Annotated in this window: 24 protein-coding genes and 1 pseudogene; 10 read left to right on the top strand and 15 right to left on the bottom strand. The window is 33.9% G+C overall.

The genetic code is table 11. The features are described from left to right. Window positions 1-6: 6 nt before the first annotated feature. Together argJ and argC are read right to left on the bottom strand one after the other, a co-directional pair. Window positions 7-1,230, bottom strand: coding sequence for a bifunctional glutamate N-acetyltransferase/amino-acid acetyltransferase ArgJ (gene argJ, locus NHG49_RS20995; protein ID WP_098110689.1), 1,224 nt, complete (start codon window positions 1,228-1,230; stop codon window positions 7-9). Window positions 1,231-1,240: 10 nt separating this feature from the next. Next, on the bottom strand, window positions 1,241-2,278 hold the full coding sequence (gene argC, locus NHG49_RS21000; RefSeq protein ID WP_064474857.1) for an N-acetyl-gamma-glutamyl-phosphate reductase: 1,038 nt from the start codon (window positions 2,276-2,278) through the stop codon (window positions 1,241-1,243). Window positions 2,279-2,653: 375 nt separating this feature from the next. On the opposite strand from argC, the gene NHG49_RS21005 reads away from it, so the two are divergent. Beyond that, on the top strand, window positions 2,654-2,839 hold the full coding sequence (locus NHG49_RS21005; RefSeq protein ID WP_064474856.1) for a YqzH family protein: 186 nt from the start codon (window positions 2,654-2,656) through the stop codon (window positions 2,837-2,839). 30 nt (window positions 2,840-2,869) lie between these two features. Here NHG49_RS21005 and NHG49_RS21010 read toward each other — a convergent pair whose 3' ends face one another. Both NHG49_RS21010 and NHG49_RS21015 read right to left on the bottom strand, forming a co-directional pair. Further along, entirely contained in the window at window positions 2,870-3,664 is a 795-nt protein-coding gene (locus NHG49_RS21010; protein WP_098110690.1) for an SDR family oxidoreductase, read from the bottom strand. Between the two features lie 9 nt (window positions 3,665-3,673). Beyond that, entirely contained in the window at window positions 3,674-4,627 is a 954-nt protein-coding gene (locus tag NHG49_RS21015) for an MBL fold metallo-hydrolase (protein WP_098110691.1), read from the bottom strand. Window positions 4,628-4,792: 165 nt separating this feature from the next. On the opposite strand from NHG49_RS21015, the gene proI reads away from it, so the two are divergent. Then, a complete protein-coding gene (gene proI, locus NHG49_RS21020) occupies window positions 4,793-5,632 on the top strand; it encodes a pyrroline-5-carboxylate reductase ProI (protein ID WP_000027261.1) in 840 nt (279 codons plus the stop codon). Window positions 5,633-5,684: 52 nt separating this feature from the next. Here the strand turns inward: proI and sdaAA are convergent, their stop codons facing one another. From sdaAA to rnz, 4 genes are all read right to left on the bottom strand, one after another. After that, window positions 5,685-6,563, bottom strand: a complete 879-nt coding sequence (sdaAA, locus tag NHG49_RS21025; RefSeq protein ID WP_064474853.1) for an L-serine ammonia-lyase, iron-sulfur-dependent, subunit alpha — start codon at window positions 6,561-6,563, stop codon at window positions 5,685-5,687. Window positions 6,564-6,581: 18 nt separating this feature from the next. Then, window positions 6,582-7,241 carry an L-serine ammonia-lyase, iron-sulfur-dependent subunit beta gene (sdaAB, locus tag NHG49_RS21030; RefSeq protein ID WP_000877441.1) on the bottom strand — a complete coding sequence of 220 codons (660 nt, stop codon included), beginning with the start codon at window positions 7,239-7,241 and terminating at the stop codon, window positions 6,582-6,584. 45 nt (window positions 7,242-7,286) lie between these two features. Then, window positions 7,287-7,424 (bottom strand): hypothetical protein, encoded by a 138-nt coding sequence (locus NHG49_RS21035; RefSeq protein ID WP_170968780.1) that lies wholly within the window; start codon window positions 7,422-7,424, stop codon window positions 7,287-7,289. A 559-nt stretch (window positions 7,425-7,983) separates the two neighbouring features. Continuing rightward, complete coding sequence (rnz, locus tag NHG49_RS21040; protein ID WP_098102725.1) at window positions 7,984-8,907, bottom strand: ribonuclease Z; 924 nt, start codon at window positions 8,905-8,907, stop codon at window positions 7,984-7,986. A 189-nt stretch (window positions 8,908-9,096) separates the two neighbouring features. On the opposite strand from rnz, the gene NHG49_RS21045 reads away from it, so the two are divergent. Further along, window positions 9,097-9,348 (top strand): DUF3932 family protein, encoded by a 252-nt coding sequence (locus NHG49_RS21045; protein ID WP_000656495.1) that lies wholly within the window; start codon window positions 9,097-9,099, stop codon window positions 9,346-9,348. A 35-nt stretch (window positions 9,349-9,383) separates the two neighbouring features. Here the strand turns inward: NHG49_RS21045 and NHG49_RS31490 are convergent. Next, window positions 9,384-9,518: pseudogene (locus NHG49_RS31490) on the bottom strand (DNA polymerase IV); the annotation flags it as partial. 401 nt (window positions 9,519-9,919) lie between these two features. On the opposite strand from NHG49_RS31490, the gene NHG49_RS21050 reads away from it, so the two are divergent. The 5 genes from NHG49_RS21050 to NHG49_RS21070 all read left to right on the top strand — a co-directional run bounded on the left by NHG49_RS21050 (window position 9,920) and on the right by NHG49_RS21070 (window position 13,797). Next, window positions 9,920-10,156, top strand: a complete 237-nt coding sequence (locus tag NHG49_RS21050) for a hypothetical protein (RefSeq protein ID WP_240368243.1) — start codon at window positions 9,920-9,922, stop codon at window positions 10,154-10,156. 103 nt (window positions 10,157-10,259) lie between these two features. Next, complete coding sequence (locus NHG49_RS21055; protein WP_064474850.1) at window positions 10,260-11,051, top strand: hypothetical protein; 792 nt, start codon at window positions 10,260-10,262, stop codon at window positions 11,049-11,051. A gap of 732 nt (window positions 11,052-11,783) precedes the next feature. Continuing rightward, window positions 11,784-12,644, top strand: coding sequence for a hypothetical protein (locus tag NHG49_RS21060; RefSeq protein WP_098102723.1), 861 nt, complete (start codon window positions 11,784-11,786; stop codon window positions 12,642-12,644). Beyond that, window positions 12,631-13,275: an ATP-binding cassette domain-containing protein gene (locus NHG49_RS21065; RefSeq protein ID WP_222654863.1), complete on the top strand. Its 645-nt coding sequence runs from the start codon at window positions 12,631-12,633 to the stop codon at window positions 13,273-13,275. Before NHG49_RS21060 ends, NHG49_RS21065 begins: the two co-directional genes overlap by 14 nt. Window positions 13,276-13,287: 12 nt before the next feature. After that, entirely contained in the window at window positions 13,288-13,797 is a 510-nt protein-coding gene (locus NHG49_RS21070) for a hypothetical protein (RefSeq protein WP_088048138.1), read from the top strand. Window positions 13,798-14,081: 284 nt separating this feature from the next. Here NHG49_RS21070 and NHG49_RS21075 read toward each other — a convergent pair whose 3' ends face one another. After that, window positions 14,082-15,320 (bottom strand): DNA polymerase IV, encoded by a 1,239-nt coding sequence (locus tag NHG49_RS21075; protein ID WP_088048137.1) that lies wholly within the window; start codon window positions 15,318-15,320, stop codon window positions 14,082-14,084. A gap of 142 nt (window positions 15,321-15,462) precedes the next feature. Here NHG49_RS21075 and NHG49_RS21080 point away from each other — a divergent pair, with 142 nt between their 5' ends. Further along, window positions 15,463-15,663, top strand: a complete 201-nt coding sequence (locus tag NHG49_RS21080) for a hypothetical protein (protein ID WP_046957503.1) — start codon at window positions 15,463-15,465, stop codon at window positions 15,661-15,663. Window positions 15,664-15,707: 44 nt separating this feature from the next. On the opposite strand, the gene NHG49_RS21085 is transcribed toward NHG49_RS21080, so the two are convergent. Together NHG49_RS21085 and NHG49_RS21090 are read right to left on the bottom strand one after the other, a co-directional pair. Next, window positions 15,708-16,826, bottom strand: a complete 1,119-nt coding sequence (locus NHG49_RS21085) for a tripeptidase T (protein ID WP_064474844.1) — start codon at window positions 16,824-16,826, stop codon at window positions 15,708-15,710. 127 nt (window positions 16,827-16,953) lie between these two features. Beyond that, on the bottom strand, window positions 16,954-17,499 hold the full coding sequence (locus NHG49_RS21090; protein ID WP_033657628.1) for a GNAT family N-acetyltransferase: 546 nt from the start codon (window positions 17,497-17,499) through the stop codon (window positions 16,954-16,956). 189 nt (window positions 17,500-17,688) lie between these two features. On the opposite strand from NHG49_RS21090, the gene prli42 reads away from it, so the two are divergent. Further along, window positions 17,689-17,781, top strand: a complete 93-nt coding sequence (gene prli42, locus NHG49_RS21095; protein WP_149173444.1) for a stressosome-associated protein Prli42 — start codon at window positions 17,689-17,691, stop codon at window positions 17,779-17,781. 77 nt (window positions 17,782-17,858) lie between these two features. Here the strand turns inward: prli42 and NHG49_RS21100 are convergent, their stop codons facing one another. From NHG49_RS21100 to NHG49_RS21110, 3 genes are all read right to left on the bottom strand, one after another. Beyond that, on the bottom strand, window positions 17,859-18,098 hold the full coding sequence (locus NHG49_RS21100; RefSeq protein ID WP_000281162.1) for a DUF3894 domain-containing protein: 240 nt from the start codon (window positions 18,096-18,098) through the stop codon (window positions 17,859-17,861). A gap of 133 nt (window positions 18,099-18,231) precedes the next feature. After that, window positions 18,232-18,792 carry a L,D-transpeptidase gene (locus NHG49_RS21105; protein ID WP_064474843.1) on the bottom strand — a complete coding sequence of 187 codons (561 nt, stop codon included), beginning with the start codon at window positions 18,790-18,792 and terminating at the stop codon, window positions 18,232-18,234. Between the two features lie 15 nt (window positions 18,793-18,807). Next, a complete protein-coding gene (locus NHG49_RS21110) occupies window positions 18,808-19,776 on the bottom strand; it encodes an aromatic acid exporter family protein (protein ID WP_000472675.1) in 969 nt (322 codons plus the stop codon). Window positions 19,777-19,834: the final 58 nt, after the last annotated feature.

Genomic DNA, 19,834 nt, shown 5'->3' on the forward strand with positions numbered 1-19,834 from the left:
CTCTCCTTATGTACGATAACAAGCGTTTATTTTCACATATTCATAACTCAAGTCACAGCCCCAAGCTGATCCGGTCTCTTCTCCTAAATGTAAATACACATCCATCACAATTTCATGTTCTTTTAATTTCCTTTTCATTTCCTCTTCAGAAAACATTTGAGGCTCACTATTTTTTAACACAGCGATAGATTGTAGAGTAATATCAATTGTATCCGGATGAATCGCTACTTCACTTTGTCCCATACTGCTAATAATTCGCCCCCAATTTGGGTCTTCACCATGTATTGCTGTTTTCACAAGACTCGAACCGACTATTTGCTTTGCAATTTTCTTTGCCTCTTCATTCGTTCGAGCTCCTAGCACATTTACTTCTATTAACTTCGTAGCACCTTCACCATCTTGTGCAATTTTTTTCGCTAAATCTTCACATACCTTCTGTAAAGCAAATACGAAAGTTTCCCAATCTGCATGTTCCATATTGATTGGTTTCGTTTCTGATAATCCGCTTGCCATAACGATGACCATATCATTCGTAGAAGTATCTCCATCCACCGTAATTTGATTAAATGTATGATTCGTTATTTGTGATAGTGCTGTTTGCAATACGTCATGCTCTATATGAGCATCTGTCGTAATAAAACTTAGCATCGTTGCCATATTTGGGTGAATCATCCCTGAACCTTTCGCAACACCAGCAATCGTCACTTTCTTCCCATCAATCATCATCTCATAGCACGTTTCTTTCGTTATAAGATCCGTCGTTAAAATCGCTTCAGAAAAAGAATGAGCTTCACTTACTTCCTTCGTCGGGATAAGATTTGCAACTCCCTTTCGGATTATATCCATCGGTAAAGGAACACCAATTACACCTGTTGAAGCTACTGCAACGTAATTTTCTTTCACTCCAAAATGTTCGGCCCCTAATGCACGTATCTCGTAAGCATCTTGTAAGCCTTTCATTCCTGTACAAGCATTTGCATTTCCACTATTGACGACAATCGCTTGTAATTTCCCCTCAGCTGCTATACTGTCTTTCGTTACTTGCAGCGGGGCTGCTTGTATTTGATTCGTTGTATAAACAGCGGCGCATGATGCTGGCACTTCACAAATGATTACACCTAAATCCTTTTTTTCTTTTTTCAAACCATTTGCAGTACCGATTGCCGAAAAGCCTTTTGGCGTTACAATTGAACCATTTTCTAATTTTGTTATAGACTCTACTTTAATCATCCTGTCCCCCTTATAGATAAAGCGGCATATGTTGTAAACCTGTTGTTTCTTCTAGTCCCGCTACTATGTTTGCATTTTGAATCGCTTGCCCAGCCGCACCTTTCATCATATTGTCTATAACAGAAACGACTGTCACTCTTCCTGTTCTTTCATCGTAAGCTATCCCCATATCACAATAATTTGAGCCCCTCACTTCTTTCGGACTTGGAAACTCTCCTTGCATGCGAATTCGAATAAAAGCCGATTGTTCATATGTTTCTTCATATAATTTTTGAAGTTGTTCTATTTCCATTTCTCGTTTTACTTTCGCATAAAGTGTAACCATAATCCCCCGTGATATCGGTATTAAATGTGTACTAAACGTGATTGGCTTCGTTTCCCTATTCCACTCTGCAAGCATTTGCTCAATCTCAGGAATGTGTTGATGCTCATTTACTTTATAAATGTGCAAGTTATCGTATAACTCAGGAAAGTGAGTCATTGTTGTTGGCGTTTTGCCCGCTCCAGATACTCCTGATTTTGCATCAATAATAATGGAATCTTCTTCAATCATGCCACTACGTACTAACGGCAATATCGCTAATAATGCGGCTGTAGCAAAACATCCTGGATTTGCAATTAAATTTGCATTTTGAATCTCGGACCTTTTCCATTCACTTAACCCATATACAGCTTCCTTAAGAACTTTTTCTTTTGCAGCTACCCTTTTATACCACTGTTCATATGTCGAAGGATCTTTCATACGAAAGTCTCCAGATAGGTCAATTATTTTTAAACCTACTGCTAATAATTTTGGAGTTAACTCTGCCGACACTCCTGCTGGGGTTGCTAGAAATACAATTTCTGCTTTCTTCTTTATTTCCTCCGCATCAATTTCTTGTAACGTATGGACAAGAACATTTTGAAAATGCGGATATACATTTGTTATACACTCGCCAACTTGCGAAAAAGAATGGAGAGAGGCTATCGAAAAATATGGATGTTGCTCTATTAACCGAATTAACTCAATACCTCCATACCCAGTTGCTCCAATAATTGCGACTTTCATATGCTCCTCCTCATATCGATTCTTTAAATTAAGTATGATTATAATATTGTATATTTATATAGTCAATTAAATATTTATAAATTTTATAAACTTAAAAAACTTAATTTTACTAGGAAAACAATATACACAACCGAATTTTTATGCACAAATAGCGTATAGTAGTTTTTTTATTTCACTTCAAGTACAATAAAGTGAAACTATAATCAGTGGGTTTTTGTTCATCCCCACTGATTATTAGCCCACACCAATCGGGCGTTTAGGGGCAGTCGATCTCCCACCTAACTTCTTTGCTCTAGCCGAATTTTAAGGTGGGAGTTTTACTGCCCGTTAATACCGGGGAAAACAATACATGTATACATACAGGCGGGGAAAAACATGAATGAGAAATTAATTGAGAAAATGATCATAAAAAGTTTTCAACAATATCAATGTAATCCTATTTCAAATGAGGATCAGGAAATGCTAATTAAACATATTCAAACGATAATTCATTCAAATACTGAAATTGATGTATACGAGGCAGTGGAGGATATCGTTTACGATTATGTGACTGGAAAATAAAAAAATAGGAGATTTCCATATGGAAATCTCCTATTTTTTACTTAATGATTTACCTGCAACACGCTCAAATAAACCTGGGAATAGAGCATACAATTTCGGACCAATGCCCATCCACTTCGGTAAGTTTACTTCACGCCTTTTCGTTTGCATCGATTTTACGATCTGCTCTGCTACATATGTTGGTTTTAACATGTACCGTCCCATATTTTTCACATATGTACCGGATTGATCCGCTATTTCAAAAAAGTTTGTATCTATCGGACCTGGATTAATCGCTGTTACGAAAATATTTGTACTAGACAACTCCATGCGTAAACTATTCGTAAATCCTAATACGGCATGTTTCGTCGCTGCATACGCACTCGATTTCGGAGTTGCAATTTTCCCAGCAAGTGAAGCAATATTAATAATATGTCCTTCGTTCCTTTTCACCATATGGGGTAGTACCGCTTTCGTACAAGCTACTAATCCAAATACATTTACTTGGAACATATCTTTCACTTCATCCATTGATGCATCTTCAAATGTTTTAAAAATACCAAATCCCGCATTGTTTACTAATATATCAATACGTCCCACTTCTTGTAATACCTTTGAAAAAACAGATTGTACTTCCGTCTCTTCACTTACATCTAATACATAATAATAGCAAGGCGTATTATAAGTTTCTTTAATTTTCTCTGCTAACGCTTTTAATTTCTCTTCTGTTCTAGCCATTAATACTGGAGTCGCCCCCTGCTCTGCAACTTGCATTGCAACTTGCTCTCCAATTCCACTAGAAGCACCTGTAATGACGATTACTTTATCTTGTAAACGTCCCGTCATTGCTGTCACCTACTTTGCATAATAAATCAATTGTTGCGAAGATTCATCAATCATCACTTGTTGATTATATGCTAAAAAGTCTAATTGTCCAACAGTTTCTGAAATAGTAAGCGGCAATTGCTCCTTATATAATACCGGAAATAGTTTTACACATATTTCAAATGCTGTCATTGGTTTTTCCTTTAATAACTCAAGCACTTTAAACGCACGTGTTTCTTGCTTTTGTAATCTCGTTTCAATAAGTTGTTTCACATTTAGAACATCTTCTCCATGTCCTGATAAAATGCGCGAAATATTCATTTCACTTAAACGCTTTAACGTCTGATTATATTGTAATAACGGGCGCGCCCTTTCTGTTTGTCCTTCATATGGTGGTTCTAATATGGGATTCGAAGAAATATGACTAATGAGAGCATCCCCGCCAATTAATATTCCATCAGATTCTCTATATAATGAAATATGAGTGGAAGCATGACCTGGTGTTTCGATTACTGTAAACCCAGGTAAAGAATCAATACGATCTCCCTCTCTCACAGTATGTGTTAACGATCTATTACAAGAATATTTAAGTGTCTTCGTCGTCAATAACGCCTCGTCTTTCAAAAATGCCGCTGGAACACCAAATTGCAAAGCTGTCTCTCTAAAAAACTCATGATACCACTTTAAAAATTCTGGATTTTGCGTGATCCAAGGCTCATTCCAAGGATGTCCAATAATGTTCGTTTTCTCAGAAAATATATTTAAAAGCCCACAATGATCCGCATGATGATGCGTAATGACTACTGTTTTAATATCTTCTATCGCATATCCTAATGTACCTAATTGCCTTTCTAACGCACTTCTTGCCTCTTCTGTATTCGTCCCTGTATCAATTAATGTTAATGTCTCCCCCTCAACTAAAAACACATTCACAGTTTCAACTGCAAATGGCACAGGAATCTCCATTCGGTGAATCGCCGTCATGCTTAGCCCCCCTGTCTCTTTCCGGTTCAAAAATGAATACTTCTTCAGTTTACAACTTCTATATATATTTGTCATTATTTTCAGATAAAAAGAGGTGTTTCCTATAAAAAAACGAATGTATGTACATTTATAAGAATTTCTAACCAAATTTAAAGGAGGAACATCATGTCTATTCAAAACATTTCCTTTCTCGGTGCAGGCTCTATTGCTGAAGCTATTATTGGTGGCTTGTTACATGCAAATGTTGTGAAAGGCGAACAAATTACCGTAAGTAATCGTTCTAACGAGACAAGATTGCAGGAGCTACATAAAAAATATGGCGTTAAAGGTACGCATAATAAAAAAGAGCTACTTACTGATACAACTATTCTTTTTCTAGCAATGAAACCAAAGGATGTTGCAGAAGCACTTACTCCTTTTAAAGAAGATATACATAATAACCTGCTTATTATTTCCTTATTAGCAGGTGTTTCTACTCACTCGATTAGAAACCTGCTTCAAAAAGATGTTCCGATTATTCGTGCGATGCCAAATACATCTGCAGCTATTTTAAAATCAGCTACTGCTATCTCGCCTTCAAAACATGCAACAGCGGAACATATTCAGACTGCCATAGCTTTATTTGAAACAATCGGTCTCGTCTCTGTTGTAGAGGAAGAAGATATGCATGCTGTCACTGCATTATCTGGAAGTGGGCCTGCTTATATTTATTACGTAGTGGAAGCGATGGAAGAAGCCGCAAAAACAATTGGTTTAAAAGAAGATGTTGCAAAGTCACTTATTCTTCAGACGATGATTGGTGCTGCTGAAATGCTAAAAGCAAGTGAAAAACACCCTTCTGTTTTGCGAAAGGAAATTACTTCTCCTGGTGGAACGACCGAAGCAGGCATTGAAGTATTACAAGAACATAAATTTCAACAAGCACTTATTTCTTGTATTACACAGGCTACACAACGATCACATAATCTTGGGAAAACATTAGAACAACTAACAAAAGAAAAATAACAAATGGAGCTCAATCTTACTTGAGCTCCATTTTTTTATTAACATATATTGTTTAGTTATTAGTCTTCCCAAAAATCTCTTCTTGCAGACGGCGACCAGTTGGTGTTGCTGCAAGTCCACCTTCAGCTGTTTCACGAAGTGCTACTGGCATCGTTTGTCCGATTCTAAACATCGCCTCAATCACTTCATCACATGGAATTGTACTCGTTACGCCAGCTAATGCTAAATCAGCTGAAATCATCGCATTCGCAGCTCCTGCTGCATTACGTTTTACACAAGGTACTTCTACAAGCCCTGCAACAGGATCACATACTAAACCAAGCATATTCTTTAATGAAATCGCCATCGCTGTAGCTGCTTGATCTTGTGTTCCACCAGCCATCTCAACTGCTGCTGCTGCTGCCATTCCACTTGCTGAACCTACTTCAGCTTGGCAACCTCCTGCCGCGCCGGAAATACAAGCATTATTCGCAACAACCATACCGAAAGCTCCTGCTGTAAATAAAAATTCGATCATCTCTTCGCGTGTCGGCTGTAATTTTTCTTGCAGTGCAAACAGTACACCTGGCACTGTTCCAGCAGACCCTGCTGTTGGTGTTGCACAAATAATTCCCATCGCTGCGTTTACTTCATTTGTTGCAACAGCTTTACTCACCGCGTCCAAAATCGTATCTCCAGATAAGCCTTTTCCGCTATTCATATACGCCTGAACTTTTACAGCATCTCCGCCAGTTAAACCAGTTGGTGATTTTACTCCGCGAATACCACGTTCTACCGCTTGCTCCATCACGACTAAGTTCTTTTCCATACCAGCAATTACTTCTTCACGTGAAATATTTCTTGTTTTCATTTCACATTGAATCATAATTTCTGCGATCTTTACATTTTGTTCTTTAGCTTGCGCCACTAGTTCCGTTGCGTTCCGAAACATGGTGTGTCCCCCCTGCAATTATTCCATAATAGTTACTTGACAAATATTTTGTTGCGCGTTTATTTCTTCAATCACTTCATCTGCTAATAATTCATCTGTTTCGATAACCATAAGCGCTCTTCTTCCTTTTTCTTTACGAGAAACACTCATTGTACTAATGTTAATTTCATGTTTCGCAAGGATTGAAGCTACTGCTGCAATAGCACCGAAGCGATCGTTATTTACAATAAGTAGTGCTGGACTCGTGCCTGTTAATTGAAGATCGAATCCGTTTAATTCTACAACTTCAATTTTACCGCCACCAATTGAGCAAGCAACAACTTCAATTTCTTCTTCACCTTTATACAAACGAATTCTCGCTGTATTTGGGTGAGGTGCATTTGCATCTTCTTCAATGAATTCTACTTCGATTTTGCGCTCTTTTGCTATGTCTAGCGCCTCTGGAATACGTAAGTCATCTGTTTCAAACCCTAATATTCCACCGATCAATGCTACATCCGTACCATGCCCTCGATACGTCTTTGCAAATGATCCATATAATGAAATGCTTACTCTTTCTGGTTCATGACGAAACAGCTGGCGAGCAACTTGCCCCATTCTTGCTGCGCCTGCTGTATGTGAACTTGATGGACCAATCATAACTGGACCAATAATATCAAATACTGAGCGATACTTCATCATAACTCCCCCTAAACCTCTATGCAAAAATTTTTTACTATTCTATTAAGCTACCGAATCGGTTGCTTTTCCAGTTGTACGACGAATTTGTTCCGCTATACGAATTGGATAGTTTTTGAATAACAGTGAAACAATATATCCTGAAATAATACCAATTATCATAATAAATAAGAAACTTAGCATTACCTTCATTTAAAAATAATATAAGCTAATCCACAATAAAGTCTTGTAGCAATCCAAAGTTTAACACAGAACCCCTTACAAGGATAGCATAACAAGTGAAACGCCCATTGCTTTCATACCTTTTCGTGCTTTAAGGCTAAAAAGTAAAAAAGACTTCATATAAATAATAGTAATATCTTTCCTATTATAAATTCCATGTTGCTCTCTCACAATTTAGTCAACTTCACTTATTACGACAAATGCCTAAAACGCATGTAGCCTACAATAAATTTTGATCTGCCCTCATTATAGCTCGTTTTTAATAAAACGCTTACTTTTAATGAATTTTAAAAGTTCTGAATAACGATCTGTTTTTGCTATTTGTACCACTCGTATGTCGTCTGACTTATATAACAGTTTTTCTAAACAATCGGTACTATGTATTTTTATCCTATCTCTTCACATCATTAAAACTTTCTGTTTCATCCAATATAAACATAAAATGATAACAGTTTTATTTTAAATTTTTTTTAGAAATAAAAAAATGGCAACCTTTCGTCACCATTTTTTCACACCATTATTATCTTTCTACCGGAAATATTTTCAAGTCCGTAGCTATTTCTGTATTAGAAAATAGCTCTCTTGCCTCTTTCCATAATTCCTTATATGTATCCCCTTGATAACGAGAACTAATATGAGTCAATATTAATCGTTTTGCATTTGCCTGAAGTGCAATACTCGCAGCTTGCTTAGATGTGGAATGAAAATAATCATACGCTTGTTGTTCATCTTCTGCTGCAAAAGTTGCCTCATGAACAAGTACGTCAGCGTCTTGTGCCAGCTCTCTACTCGCTTCACAATACCTTGTATCACCTAAAATGGTAATAATTCTTCCCTTTTGAGGCGAACCAATAAAATCTTTTCCATTTAGTATCGTACCATCTTCTAATTCAACTATTTCTCCATCTTTTAAACGTTTAAAAAGTGGACCGGGTTTCACACCCATCTCCAGCAATTTATCGACTAAAAGAGCACCTTGTATATCTTTCTCTACAATACGATACCCAAAACATTCAATACCATGTGACAATCTTTTCGTTTCCACGTGAAATTCATTATCTTCAAATACAGTACCTTCTTCTGTTATCTCCACAATTTCAAGTGGATATTTTACATGTGTGGTACTTACTGATAATGCCACTTCAATAAATTGTTTAATTCCTTTTGGTCCATACACAGTTAAAGGTGTAGTCCCTCCTTGAAACGAACGGCTTCCTAATAAACCTGGCAATCCAAAAATATGATCACCATGTAAATGCGTAATAAATATTTTTTCAATGCGGCGTGGGCGTACTGATGTATGTAATATTTGATGTTGCGTCGCCTCGCCACAATCAAATAACCAAGTCTGTCCTCGTTCTTCTAACAATTGCAAAGCAATTGCCGAAACGTTCCTTCCTTTCGAAGGAACACCTGCACCAGTTCCTAAAAATACAAATTCCACTTTCTTTCCTCCAGCTCTTTATATAATCTACCTTTCATCTTACGGAATGTTATTTCAAATGGCAAATCGAATTTACATAACCAATCATCTAGACAACTATATAACACGAACATTATACTCAAAAAACTTAGTAACCGTTCGTGTTTTATGTTAAAATGGTTATACTACATTTTAAGGGAGCGTTTTATTATGAAAGAAGCATTTCGTTTACAAACTGATTTTTCATCTTCATTTGATCGCTGGGTAAGTTCTTTCGTGTCTGATCACCCAGCACAATTAGAATGGACGACTTTGAAAGAATTAATCCATGAATATACAACAACACATACAAATGATTCATTACCAACATATATTTCTTCAGCTTTAACATATTACGCACAACGCGTTTCAACAACAAACAGCTCAGAAATTGTTATTTTTGAAAATGCTACAATCTCATAATCTATAAATAAAAAAGCACTGGTTACAGTGCTTTTTTATTTATACTTATTTAGCACATCTTCATATTCCGTCCAAAAATTTGTATACATACTTTGATCAAACTCATCTAAAACTATCTTTTCACTTGAGTTATTAAATAATTCTTTTGCTTGTAGTGCAATTGAAGTAACTATACTTTAACTTTTTGTAAATAGCTTATTTTTATTTAATATCTAGATATAAAACAGTTGTTATTAGTTGAAAAGCTTTGTGTAATGATATGTTTTACAAGATATTTGTTAAAAAGTTATAGTTAACATTAAAGAAATATTAATATTATAAAATCTATATATTAAACTTTAAATGGTGTGTTATATTTTTTAAGGGCTTACAAGTAAAAAAATAGGAGGAGAATAAATGAAAAAAAATAGCGATTCTGACTTTAACAGCAGGAATAGCCTTATCAAGCTTTGCAGCATCAGCAGCAGCAAAATCTAATCATGAAAACAGCGACTGGTCAAATGTATATCGTGTTTACAGTCCTAATGATGAAACGCCATCTCGACCTAAATATAATAAAACAGCTTATTATATGAGGGTAGACGACATGTCAGGATTAGATGGATATTTCAATGCCTGGGCTGCATTAAAAGATGGTACAGATGTTTCTGATGGTCATACGTACATAATGCGTGATGGTCAAGAAGAATTCTTATACAATTTGGCAGTTGAGAAATTTAATTCTGGTATCAAGGTTAAAATTGATACTAGAAGATGGGCTGAGGGCACAGCGACAGGTGTTTGGAGTCCAGATAGTATCCGTAAATAATTATATATAAATATAATATTTTATATTCTTGTAAGCCTTTCCTCGTAACATTACATATTTTAAGTGTTACGAGGAGTATATTTGAATTTTTAAGAGGTGAAACATGGGTACTTACTTTAACGAAAGAATGAGTAATAAGAATTTTTATTTTTCACTTATGTTAGGAATAGCCTTATCTTGTATATATATATTATATTATGTAATTCCACTAACCGATAAAAGGGATGTTATCTTCACTCCATATACAACTTGGATGGGAATTAATAGTATTGTAACACCTTCCTTTTTATTTTTCTTTATACTTCCAGTGATTGCAAGTTTACCTAGTTCATCACTCTTTCAGGAAGATAAAAAAAATGGATCTTTTTTGTTTGTAATTATACGAAGTAATTATAAAATGTATTTTCTTAAGCTGTTTAGTAAAACCTTTCTTATCGGGGGCTTTGTTGTTATTATTCCATTGATTTTAAACATTTTTTTATCATTTATGTTTCTTCCAAATATAACTCCTGATGAAGTTTTAAATTCTAATATAGGGATGTACGAGCGATCAACCTTTTTTATTAACATTTATTTCACTCACCCTTTTATTCATATGATTTTATATACAGTTATTGCTTTTGTTTATGGAGGAGCATTTGCTTTGTTTTCTCTTAGTATGTCCTTTTATGCCAAGCATACTTTTATAACTTTATTAAGTGCTTTTTTATTACAACTTTTTTTAATGATAATCAATTTATTTTATTCAACGCCCCTTGCTCCTATCTATTTCTTATCTGAATTTCATATATATCATGGAGCCGATATCATTGTTTCTATTTTAGTGTTGGTAGGGATTTTTATTTTATCGATACTTTTATTTTTAAGAGGAGTAAAACGCCATGTTATTTTATAGCCTTTTGAAAATGTATTTATTAGAGTTGTTTCAAAAACGAAGGTTATTTGTGATTAATATTTTATTTCTTATAGTAGGTGTGTCGATTCACCTCATTAGATCATTTTACTTTTTATCTAATGATTCTTTGTTTTCACTTCTTAGTACTTCAAGGGATATGAAAATAATATTATTTAGTTATCTTCCATTATTGCTTCTGTTTTTCTATTCATTTAATTATACAGATAAAAATGTTTATGTGTATTTTAGACATAAAACTCGTCAATCATATTGTTTTCATTTAATCAGAAAAATTGTAAGTCTAGCAATTATATATTCAAGTATCTACCTGTTAATTGTAGGAATAAATTTTTTAATTGTAAAAGAGAAAATAGTGATTTGGTTGCTTCCATCTTCAAATTGGTTAGTAATTATATATTTTATAGTATCGTTATGGTTAGTAACTGTAGCAATATGTATTTTTGCACAAATACTAGTATTTTTCGTTAAACATAAAGCTATTTGTATTTTTACTATTTACTTTCTTATTACGATAGATCAATTATCAGAAAAAAAATATAATTTTTCTTTATTTTGGTCAAAAGGTTTGATTTTTCAAGAAAAGGACTGGTTTCTAATAGATATAACCTTGCTGAAATTAGCTTTTATGTTAGGGATTATTAGTATTTTATTTGCTATATTGAATATTTGTTTACATCGGATGGACTTATATAACGGAAGTGATTAATTACGATGAAAAATAGTGTTTTTTATAAATTGGTAAAAAGGGATTTAATATTAAGCAGTCATAGTATGAAATTAAGATTTATAATATCATTTATTGTTTATAGTGTGTTGGTGGTGGGAGAAGTATTTTTATTAAAGCAATCAGCCCAGTATAGAGAACTTCCTTCAAATGCTATAACAATTCTTGATGTCTTGTATGAACTGCTAAAAGGAATATCTTTTAAAGAAGTTGAAATGGGGCGATTTCAGCTTCCTGTAACATGGCTTATATTACAATTATCTTATTGTTTTATATTAGGTACGTATGTAAGAGCTGATTTTATACAACAGACACCGTATCTTTTAACGAGGAAAGTGTCTAGGTATCAAGTATTGTTTAGCAAATTTATTAGTACATGTATATTAACTATTTGTATAACTTTATTATTTTATATTGCCGTGTTCTTCTGGGGAGGCATTTTTTGTTCTTATCAATTTGACTGGGGAATATATACAGAGAAGGTCAATCCTACAATTTATAATTATTTTAAAGAAACCATTTTTATTATAAAAAGCTTTACTTTACAACTAATAACATCTTCCTTATTAGTTTGGGTTTATTTAATTGTGTCTACTAAATTAAAAAGTATTATTTCATATATAGTGATTATAGTGATTATTACCATGACTATATTTATGCCGGTTATATATAATCCGTTTGATAGTATGTTAATCCGTAAGAATTTATTTTACGTTAATAATGAACATTTTCTATATTCTATATTCTATTTTCTTTTGTGCGCTTTTTTTCTATGGATAAGTGGTTATTGGATAGGGAAAACATTTGAATTTGTTAATAGAAAGGATACTTCTGATGATTTACATTGAGGCTAAACATGTTTCTAAAGTGCTAAAAGGCAATATTATTTTAAATGATGTTCATTTCGAATTAGAAAAGGGGAAAATTTATGGTTTTAAAGGGAGAAATGGTTCAGGTAAAACAATGCTTTTTAGAGCTTTATTAGGATTGATGAAAATAGATAGTGGTGAAATATTAATAGATAGAAAAATAATTGGTATTGATCATCCGTTTCCTGAAAATACAGGCATTATCATTGAATATCCGGGATTCATTCCAGACTATACAGGATTTAAAAACTTAAAACTATTAGCTTCTATTCAAAATAAAATAACGGATAATATAATTCGTGAAACAATGGAGCTCGTAGGATTAAATCCAGAAGATACAAGAAAAGTAAAAAAATATTCACTTGGAATGAAGCAAAGATTGGGTATAGCACAAGCAATTATGGAGAGCCCTAAGTTATTAATTTTAGATGAGCCAACAAACGCTTTAGATGAAAATGGAATTCAGGATATAACTAAAATCTTATTAGATTTAAAGTCTAAAGGTACAACTATATTAGTTGCGAGTCACGATAGTGAAACATTAAATATAATTGCAGACAGAATATTCCTAGTTGAGAATGGTAAAGTATCACTATCTTCACAGATGTAGAGGGAGAAAGATATGAATAAAAAACGATATGTTTTTATGATTATTTGTACATTTTTTATAATAGGGGCATGTTGGAGATATCAGGTAGTAAATAATTTAAATGAATCTTATATTGTGAAATCAGAAAATATTAATCTAGGTCAATCATTTAATACAGATATATTTAAATTTAGCATTAATTCTTTCGAGAAGAAACAAGTAATTGATAATAATGGAAATAAAGAAATTCATTATCTTTTTGATATTGAAGCAACAAATAACACGCAAACTGAACAAACAATTTTTACAGGTTTGCATATATTGGCACCCTTAAAAGGAGTTAATAAGACGAATGGAATGTTTAATGAGAATACAAAGAAAACAATAGTTTCATGGGAGAAGTTACAAAACCATAAAGGCATTGTAACAATGAAAATGAGGGAAAGTTGGGGAGTTGCACTTAATACACCTGCGAAATTAGTATATCTAGGTGAAAAAGATGGTAAAAAAATAAAATACATATTAGATTTACCTAACAACTAAAGGCCTAATTTGCTTGTTGATTTCTGAATAAGATGATTTGTAATATATGTCATCTTGTATTACACTTTGCCTATTTTAATAGCTTCTATCAAACAAGAGTGAAAATTTTAATAGATAAAGCCGTTATAAAACATACCGAAGAAGTTAAAATTTTTACTTGGGACAACGAATAGTAAGTCTAATACTTTTTGTGGCGTTACTGCAGCTGGTTGGAAAACTTCATTAGATTTAGAAGCAAGTTAAAAATGAAAGGTGTCATGATATTTACAACTTCATGACACCTTCTACATAAACTTATTTTCTAATTTTTGCTGAAAAGACTTTTCTTGCTTACGTAATAATTGACTACCTCGTTGTAAAATCGGCATTCCATACTTATCATTAATTTGATCGATGACAGCAAGTAGCGGCTCTTCTTTCGCATCTTCTTCAAATGAAAACAAATCCAATTGTTTCACCGATTCTGTCTTCCACTCTATTTCAGTAGCTGTAACACCTAATAAACGAACGGAATCACCGTCCCAATGTTGCTTCCATAAACGAGAGGCTGCCTGAAAAATATCTCGTTCTTCCCAAATCGCATTTTTCAATTGCTTACTCCGCGTTACTGTCCGCCTATCATGATATTTAATCATAATTTGAATATTATAGCTGACAAGAGTTCGCTTTTGTAATCTTTTACTTACTGATTTTGATAGCCGTTCTAACATATCAAGTAATTCTTTCGCTTCATCCATATCCTTTGAAAAAGTCATCGAATTACCGACACTTTTATGTTGTCCCATTTGACTCGGGTCAACTTCCCTATCATCCATACCTTTTGCCCGCCACTTTAAATCAACACCATGCTTTCCAATTTTAGCGCGAATGATATGTTCGTTTCCTTTTGCTAACTGCTCAATTGTTTTTATATGAATATCATTTAATTTTTCAGCTGTTTTTTCTCCAATTCCATGCATCGCTTCAACTGGAAGTGGCCAAATCATTTCTGGAATATCTCGTTTTCGAAGCACAGTAATACCGAGAGGCTTTTTCATATCAGAAGCTGTTTTTGCTAGGAAAAGGTTAGGAGCAATTCCGATGCTACACGGAAGCTGTAACTCTGTTAATAACGCCTGCTGGATCATCTTTGCTATTTCAAGAGGCGAACCGAGTGCGTAGCAATCTGTAATATCTAAATATCCTTCATCTATTGAGACTGGTTGTATTTTTTCTGTAAAACGGGAAAGGATTTGAAACATTTGAAATGAAGCTTCACGATATAATGTAAAATTAGGACGCATTACAACTAATTGTGGACATAACCTTTTTGCTTCCCAAAGAGGCATCGTTGTACGTATTCCATAGTCTCTCGCCTCATAACTACATGTTATGATAATTCCTTTTCTTTCTTTTTCATTTCCAGCAACTGCTAACGGCTTCCCTTGTAATGATGGGTCATGAGCAATTTCAACAGATGCGAAAAAACAATTCATATCTACATGCAAAATAACACGACCATTTTTCGGATACATTTCTCGCATAGTACTCACCCCTTCAAAGAACATTTGTTCCTTCATTATATCAAATTTTGCATAATAGTTATAATAATTACTTGTTCTTTTCCTTTTATACATTTGATATAATTTACATAAAATGTATAAAATTACAAAAGGGGTGATTATGATGAAATCAACTAATAAACTCAACTATACGTTCCTTGTGATTATATTAATCATAGCCATTAATTATTTACTGCTTCCTATTTTCAATATTAATACGTTTGGATTCTTCCCTCGCCTAGTACATATAGCAACAACTTATATATTGCCATGGATTTTCTTGTATTGGCTGATCCGCCTTGTAAAAGCAATTGAATCAAAATAAAAAGCGTGTAAATCAATTGTGATTTACACGCTTTTTCTATTACATTACTTCGCTACTTCTTCAATAATTGCTATAACTAATTCTGCTGTTTTCGCTAATTCTTCAACAGGAATCTTTTCGTTTGTTGTATGAATTTCTTCATAACCAACCGCTAAGTTAACTGTTGGGATACCGTGTCCTGCAATTACGTTTGCATCACTTCCGCCACCACTTTGGTGAAGAGAAGGTGTACGACCAATGTTTTCAGCTGCACGTTTTGCAACTTCTACAACGTGATCGCCATCAGCAAATTTAAATCCTGGATACATAACGTTTACTTCAACGTCTGCTTGACCGCCCATTTCTTTTGCAGTTGTTTCAAATGCTTCTTTCATTTTCGCAACTTGTACTTCCATTTTCTCATTGATTAAAGAACGCGCTTCTGCAAAGATTTGTACATGATCGCAAACGATATTTGTTTGTGTACCACCTTCAAAACGTCCAATATTTGCAGTTGTTTCAGAATCAATACGACCAAGTGGCATCTTCGCAATTGCCTTCGCTGCGATAGTAATTGCAGATACACCTTTTTCTGGTGCTACACCAGCGTGAGCTGTTTTCCCACGAATAATTGCATTCACTTTCGCTTGTGTTGGAGCTGCAACAACGATTTCACCAACTTTTCCATCGCTATCTAATGCGTAACCGTATTTCGCTGTAATGCGCTCACGATCTAATGCTTTTGCACCAACAAGACCAGATTCTTCTCCAACTGTAATAATAAATTCAATTTTACCATGAGGGATGTTTTTCTCTTTTAAAACACGAATTGCTTCGAACATTGATGCTAATCCAGCTTTATCATCCGCACCTAAAATCGTAGTACCATCTGATACGATATATCCATCTTTAATAGAAGGCTTAATTCCATTACCAGGAACTACTGTATCCATATGAGAAGTAAAGTAAATTGTATCAACACCATCTTTTGTTGCTGGTAAAGTACAAATTAAATTACCTGCACCATGCCCAGTAACAGTCATTGTGTCATCTTCAAATACTTCTACACCTAAATCTGTAAATTTCTTTGTTAATACTTTGCAGATTTCTGCTTCAAATTTCGTTTCAGAATCTACTTGTACTAATTCCATAAATTCATTTACTAAACGTTCTTGATTAATCATAAGACTGCGCCTCCTGCACTACCATTATGTATGTAACACTATTAATTATAACAGAATTTCGCAAAAGTTTCGAAATACAAGACAAAAAACAGACGGTTTATATGTCTAGATAACCATCTGCTTTCTATTACTCATTTAACAATACCCAGCGCATATGATCTTCCCATACTCCATTTACCATTAACATCTTCCTAGACACGCCCTCATATTGAAAGCCTATCTTTGTCACTACTTGTATAGATGCTAAATTTCGTGGCATAATCGGTGCTTCTATACGATGTAACTGAAATTCTTCGAAAGTAACTTGAATAGCTTTCCTAAGCGCTTCTGTCGTGTAACCTTTATTCAATTCTGCCTTATCTAATTTATAGCCGAGCACACAAGATTGATAAATACCGCGAACGATTAGATTGAATGAGATACACCCAATAATTTTTGTATCATCACCCTTTTTAAAAATCCAAAGCCTGATGATTTTACCTTCTGCAAACTCTTTTCTATCCTTTTGTAACTTTTTCTTCTGATAATCTAACGTAAAAAAATCATCCGGTCTATACTCTTCCCAAGCTTTTAAAAATTCACGATTTCTGTCGTAATATTGAAGAACTTTTTCAGCATACGACTCATCAATTTCCCTTAAATGTAAACGATTTGTTTCATATATTTTCATCATCGTATCTCCATTCTTCAGCTTGCATAACAAAAAACTTATACTCTATCATTATTATATATTCTCTACATACATACAAATTTCCTGTTATACTTTACACGCACTTCTCGAATTTTGTCACTTCTCTCCCCTTGTCCACAATATCATTTCTCGTTACAATGATATTGTACTGATTTGCAAGGAGGTTTAACGATGCATAAAAAAGCTCAAAAAGTTGTGATTTATGTAATGCTAATTTCTATGCTTGTAACAACATTACTTGCTGGCGCAAGTATGTTTTGGTAAAAAGGACGATGTGTTCGTCCTTTTTTTACTTTTTACACATAACATAATAAAATAAACCATCTCGATATCGAGATGGTTTATTTTATATAAAGCACAATCGCTACAATACTAAAGGAAAATGACATTACAAGTGCTGTTATAAAACTTGTATATTGTTTCTGCTGAAATGCTCCAATAACAAAAGTAAGATTGAGTAATGCCATACAAACAATTGCTACAAGATAAGAACATATATTAAAAGTTGCCAATATGAATGTAATAACAAATAGAAATCCCATAAAAAATTGCATATACGAAATTTTTGGATTCAAGTACATATGAGCAACCCCTTTATCTAATTTTTTATCCCGATTGGTGAGGGCTGATAATCCGCGGGTAAAAAACCTCCCACTGATTAAAGTTTCACTTTATCTTTCTATATTCTCATTAACTCATGGTTATGTACACATGTCAAGACAACTTATTACAATAGAAAAAGCCAACCTTTTCGTTGGCTTTTTCATATGCAATGGCTCCTTTTTGTTTTGCCAATTGCTGAAATGATTTTTTCGACTTCACAATCCATACTTTCGTTCCAATTGGAATGCGATCAAATAAATACTCCACATCGTTTTTCTTCATTCTTATACATCCTTGTGAAATATACTTTCCAATTGAACTAGGTTGGTTTGTTCCATGTATTCCATATTTACTTCCATCAGTTTCTCTTGCATTAAATCCAATCCACCTTGATCCAAGTGGATTTTTCGGTGACCCACCTGGAATATCCTTCGCAATATAATACGGATCCTTCGCTTTCATTACAACATCAAAAGTTCCCTCTGGAGTTAATTCATTTGTTTTCCCTGTCGCTACTGGAAAAACCTTTTGAATCTTTCCATCGTCAATATAAGCTAGTTTATTCGTCGCTTTATTTACAATAATAAAAGGATCTCCGGCACGTGGATTATCACCAAGAGGCCAAATAGGCGATAAAGAAAGACATAATATGAAAGAGAGAAGATACGGCATAATAATTCCTACCTTCTATATAAGTTCTTTTATATTATCCTTTCCCTTAAAACGACTTTTAATGAGTAAATATTGTTCCATTTCATACACCAGTTGAACAAGCTTCGCACGTATCTCAAATTCTTCACGTGTAACGGGCAATGGCATGTCTCTAAATAATTCTCTCATTTCTTGAAGCTGTCTTAAGGAAATAACCCCAGTACTCTCAGGGCTAATAGCATTTCCAATGTTTTCAACCACATCCGCAATCATATCAGCTTGTTCATATGTCCATGATAAAGAAGCTGCTAATGGTATCATCCGTTCTAAAATTTCGAATTGTTGCATGCGCATATTAAAATAACGATAGTAATAGCCATCTTCTCGCATAAATGCATTCTCAAGTTTCTTAAACGATAAATCCCTTGCTTCATTTAGCATATTTTCAGTTTCAATAAGTTCTGCCCCACTCCAGCTACTTTCTCTGTTTCGTAAATACACGACCATTTCAAACAAAATTGTTTTAAAATTACTTTCTATTGTATCCTGATACTCTTTTAGCTTATTTTCACTACTTGGCATATACATATTCACTAATAAAGCCACGCTAATTCCTATCGTTAATATCGCAATTTCATTCCCAACAATAAGCCATGTAATTTGTTTCAATGAATATAGATGCATCACAATAACTGAACTCGTGACAATACCTTCTTGAATTTTAAGCATAACTGCAGTCGGAATAAATGTTAGTAATAATATACTAATTGCAAGTGGTGTATATCCAATTGTTTCAAAAATACAAAACGCGAATACCATTGATAATACACAAGCTAAAAAACGATGTAACGACACTTGAAGTGATTTACGTTTCGTATTTTGTACACATAATATAACTAAAATGCCCGCTGAACTATAAAATTCTAATCCTAATAACTGCGCAATAAAAACTGCTGCGCCTGTCCCTATTGCTGTTTTTACTGTACGGTATCCAATTTTGAACATAGCACTGCTCCTATATGTATAAACGTATTTAAAGTTAGTATAAAAAAAGGATGACACA

It is taken from the genome of Bacillus sp. IBL03825, assembly GCF_024712505.1.
Taxonomy (GTDB): domain Bacteria; phylum Bacillota; class Bacilli; order Bacillales; family Bacillaceae_G; genus Bacillus_A; species Bacillus_A wiedmannii.

Bases quoted from the DNA above. Each gene is read 5' to 3' on its own strand.
- NHG49_RS21045 (WP_000656495.1), top strand. From the start codon at position 9,097: ATGAAAGAAGCATTTCGTTTACAAACTGATTTTTCATCTTCATTTGAT.
- sdaAB (WP_000877441.1), bottom strand. From the start codon at position 7,241: ATGAAGTATCGCTCAGTATTTGATATTATTGGTCCAGTTATGATTGGT.
- NHG49_RS21050 (WP_240368243.1), top strand. From the start codon at position 9,920: ATGAGGGTAGACGACATGTCAGGATTAGATGGATATTTCAATGCCTGG.
- NHG49_RS21005 (WP_064474856.1), top strand. From the start codon at position 2,654: ATGAATGAGAAATTAATTGAGAAAATGATCATAAAAAGTTTTCAACAA.
- NHG49_RS21110 (WP_000472675.1), bottom strand. From the start codon at position 19,776: ATGTTCAAAATTGGATACCGTACAGTAAAAACAGCAATAGGGACAGGC.
- argC (WP_064474857.1), bottom strand. From the start codon at position 2,278: ATGAAAGTCGCAATTATTGGAGCAACTGGGTATGGAGGTATTGAGTTA.
- NHG49_RS21060 (WP_098102723.1), top strand. From the start codon at position 11,784: ATGAAAAATAGTGTTTTTTATAAATTGGTAAAAAGGGATTTAATATTA.
- sdaAA (WP_064474853.1), bottom strand. From the start codon at position 6,563: ATGTTTCGGAACGCAACGGAACTAGTGGCGCAAGCTAAAGAACAAAAT.
- argJ (WP_098110689.1), bottom strand. From the start codon at position 1,230: ATGATTAAAGTAGAGTCTATAACAAAATTAGAAAATGGTTCAATTGTA.
- prli42 (WP_149173444.1), top strand. From the start codon at position 17,689: ATGCATAAAAAAGCTCAAAAAGTTGTGATTTATGTAATGCTAATTTCT.
- NHG49_RS21035 (WP_170968780.1), bottom strand. From the start codon at position 7,424: ATGCTAAGTTTCTTATTTATTATGATAATTGGTATTATTTCAGGATAT.
- NHG49_RS21085 (WP_064474844.1), bottom strand. From the start codon at position 16,826: ATGATTAATCAAGAACGTTTAGTAAATGAATTTATGGAATTAGTACAA.
- NHG49_RS21015 (WP_098110691.1), bottom strand. From the start codon at position 4,627: ATGACGGCGATTCACCGAATGGAGATTCCTGTGCCATTTGCAGTTGAA.
- NHG49_RS21105 (WP_064474843.1), bottom strand. From the start codon at position 18,792: ATGCCGTATCTTCTCTCTTTCATATTATGTCTTTCTTTATCGCCTATT.
- NHG49_RS21010 (WP_098110690.1), bottom strand. From the start codon at position 3,664: ATGACGGGACGTTTACAAGATAAAGTAATCGTCATTACAGGTGCTTCT.
- NHG49_RS21100 (WP_000281162.1), bottom strand. From the start codon at position 18,098: ATGTACTTGAATCCAAAAATTTCGTATATGCAATTTTTTATGGGATTT.
- NHG49_RS21075 (WP_088048137.1), bottom strand. From the start codon at position 15,320: ATGCGAGAAATGTATCCGAAAAATGGTCGTGTTATTTTGCATGTAGAT.
- NHG49_RS21090 (WP_033657628.1), bottom strand. From the start codon at position 17,499: ATGATGAAAATATATGAAACAAATCGTTTACATTTAAGGGAAATTGAT.
- NHG49_RS21065 (WP_222654863.1), top strand. From the start codon at position 12,631: ATGATTTACATTGAGGCTAAACATGTTTCTAAAGTGCTAAAAGGCAAT.
- NHG49_RS21055 (WP_064474850.1), top strand. From the start codon at position 10,260: ATGGGTACTTACTTTAACGAAAGAATGAGTAATAAGAATTTTTATTTT.
- NHG49_RS21080 (WP_046957503.1), top strand. From the start codon at position 15,463: ATGAAATCAACTAATAAACTCAACTATACGTTCCTTGTGATTATATTA.
- NHG49_RS21070 (WP_088048138.1), top strand. From the start codon at position 13,288: ATGAATAAAAAACGATATGTTTTTATGATTATTTGTACATTTTTTATA.
- proI (WP_000027261.1), top strand. From the start codon at position 4,793: ATGTCTATTCAAAACATTTCCTTTCTCGGTGCAGGCTCTATTGCTGAA.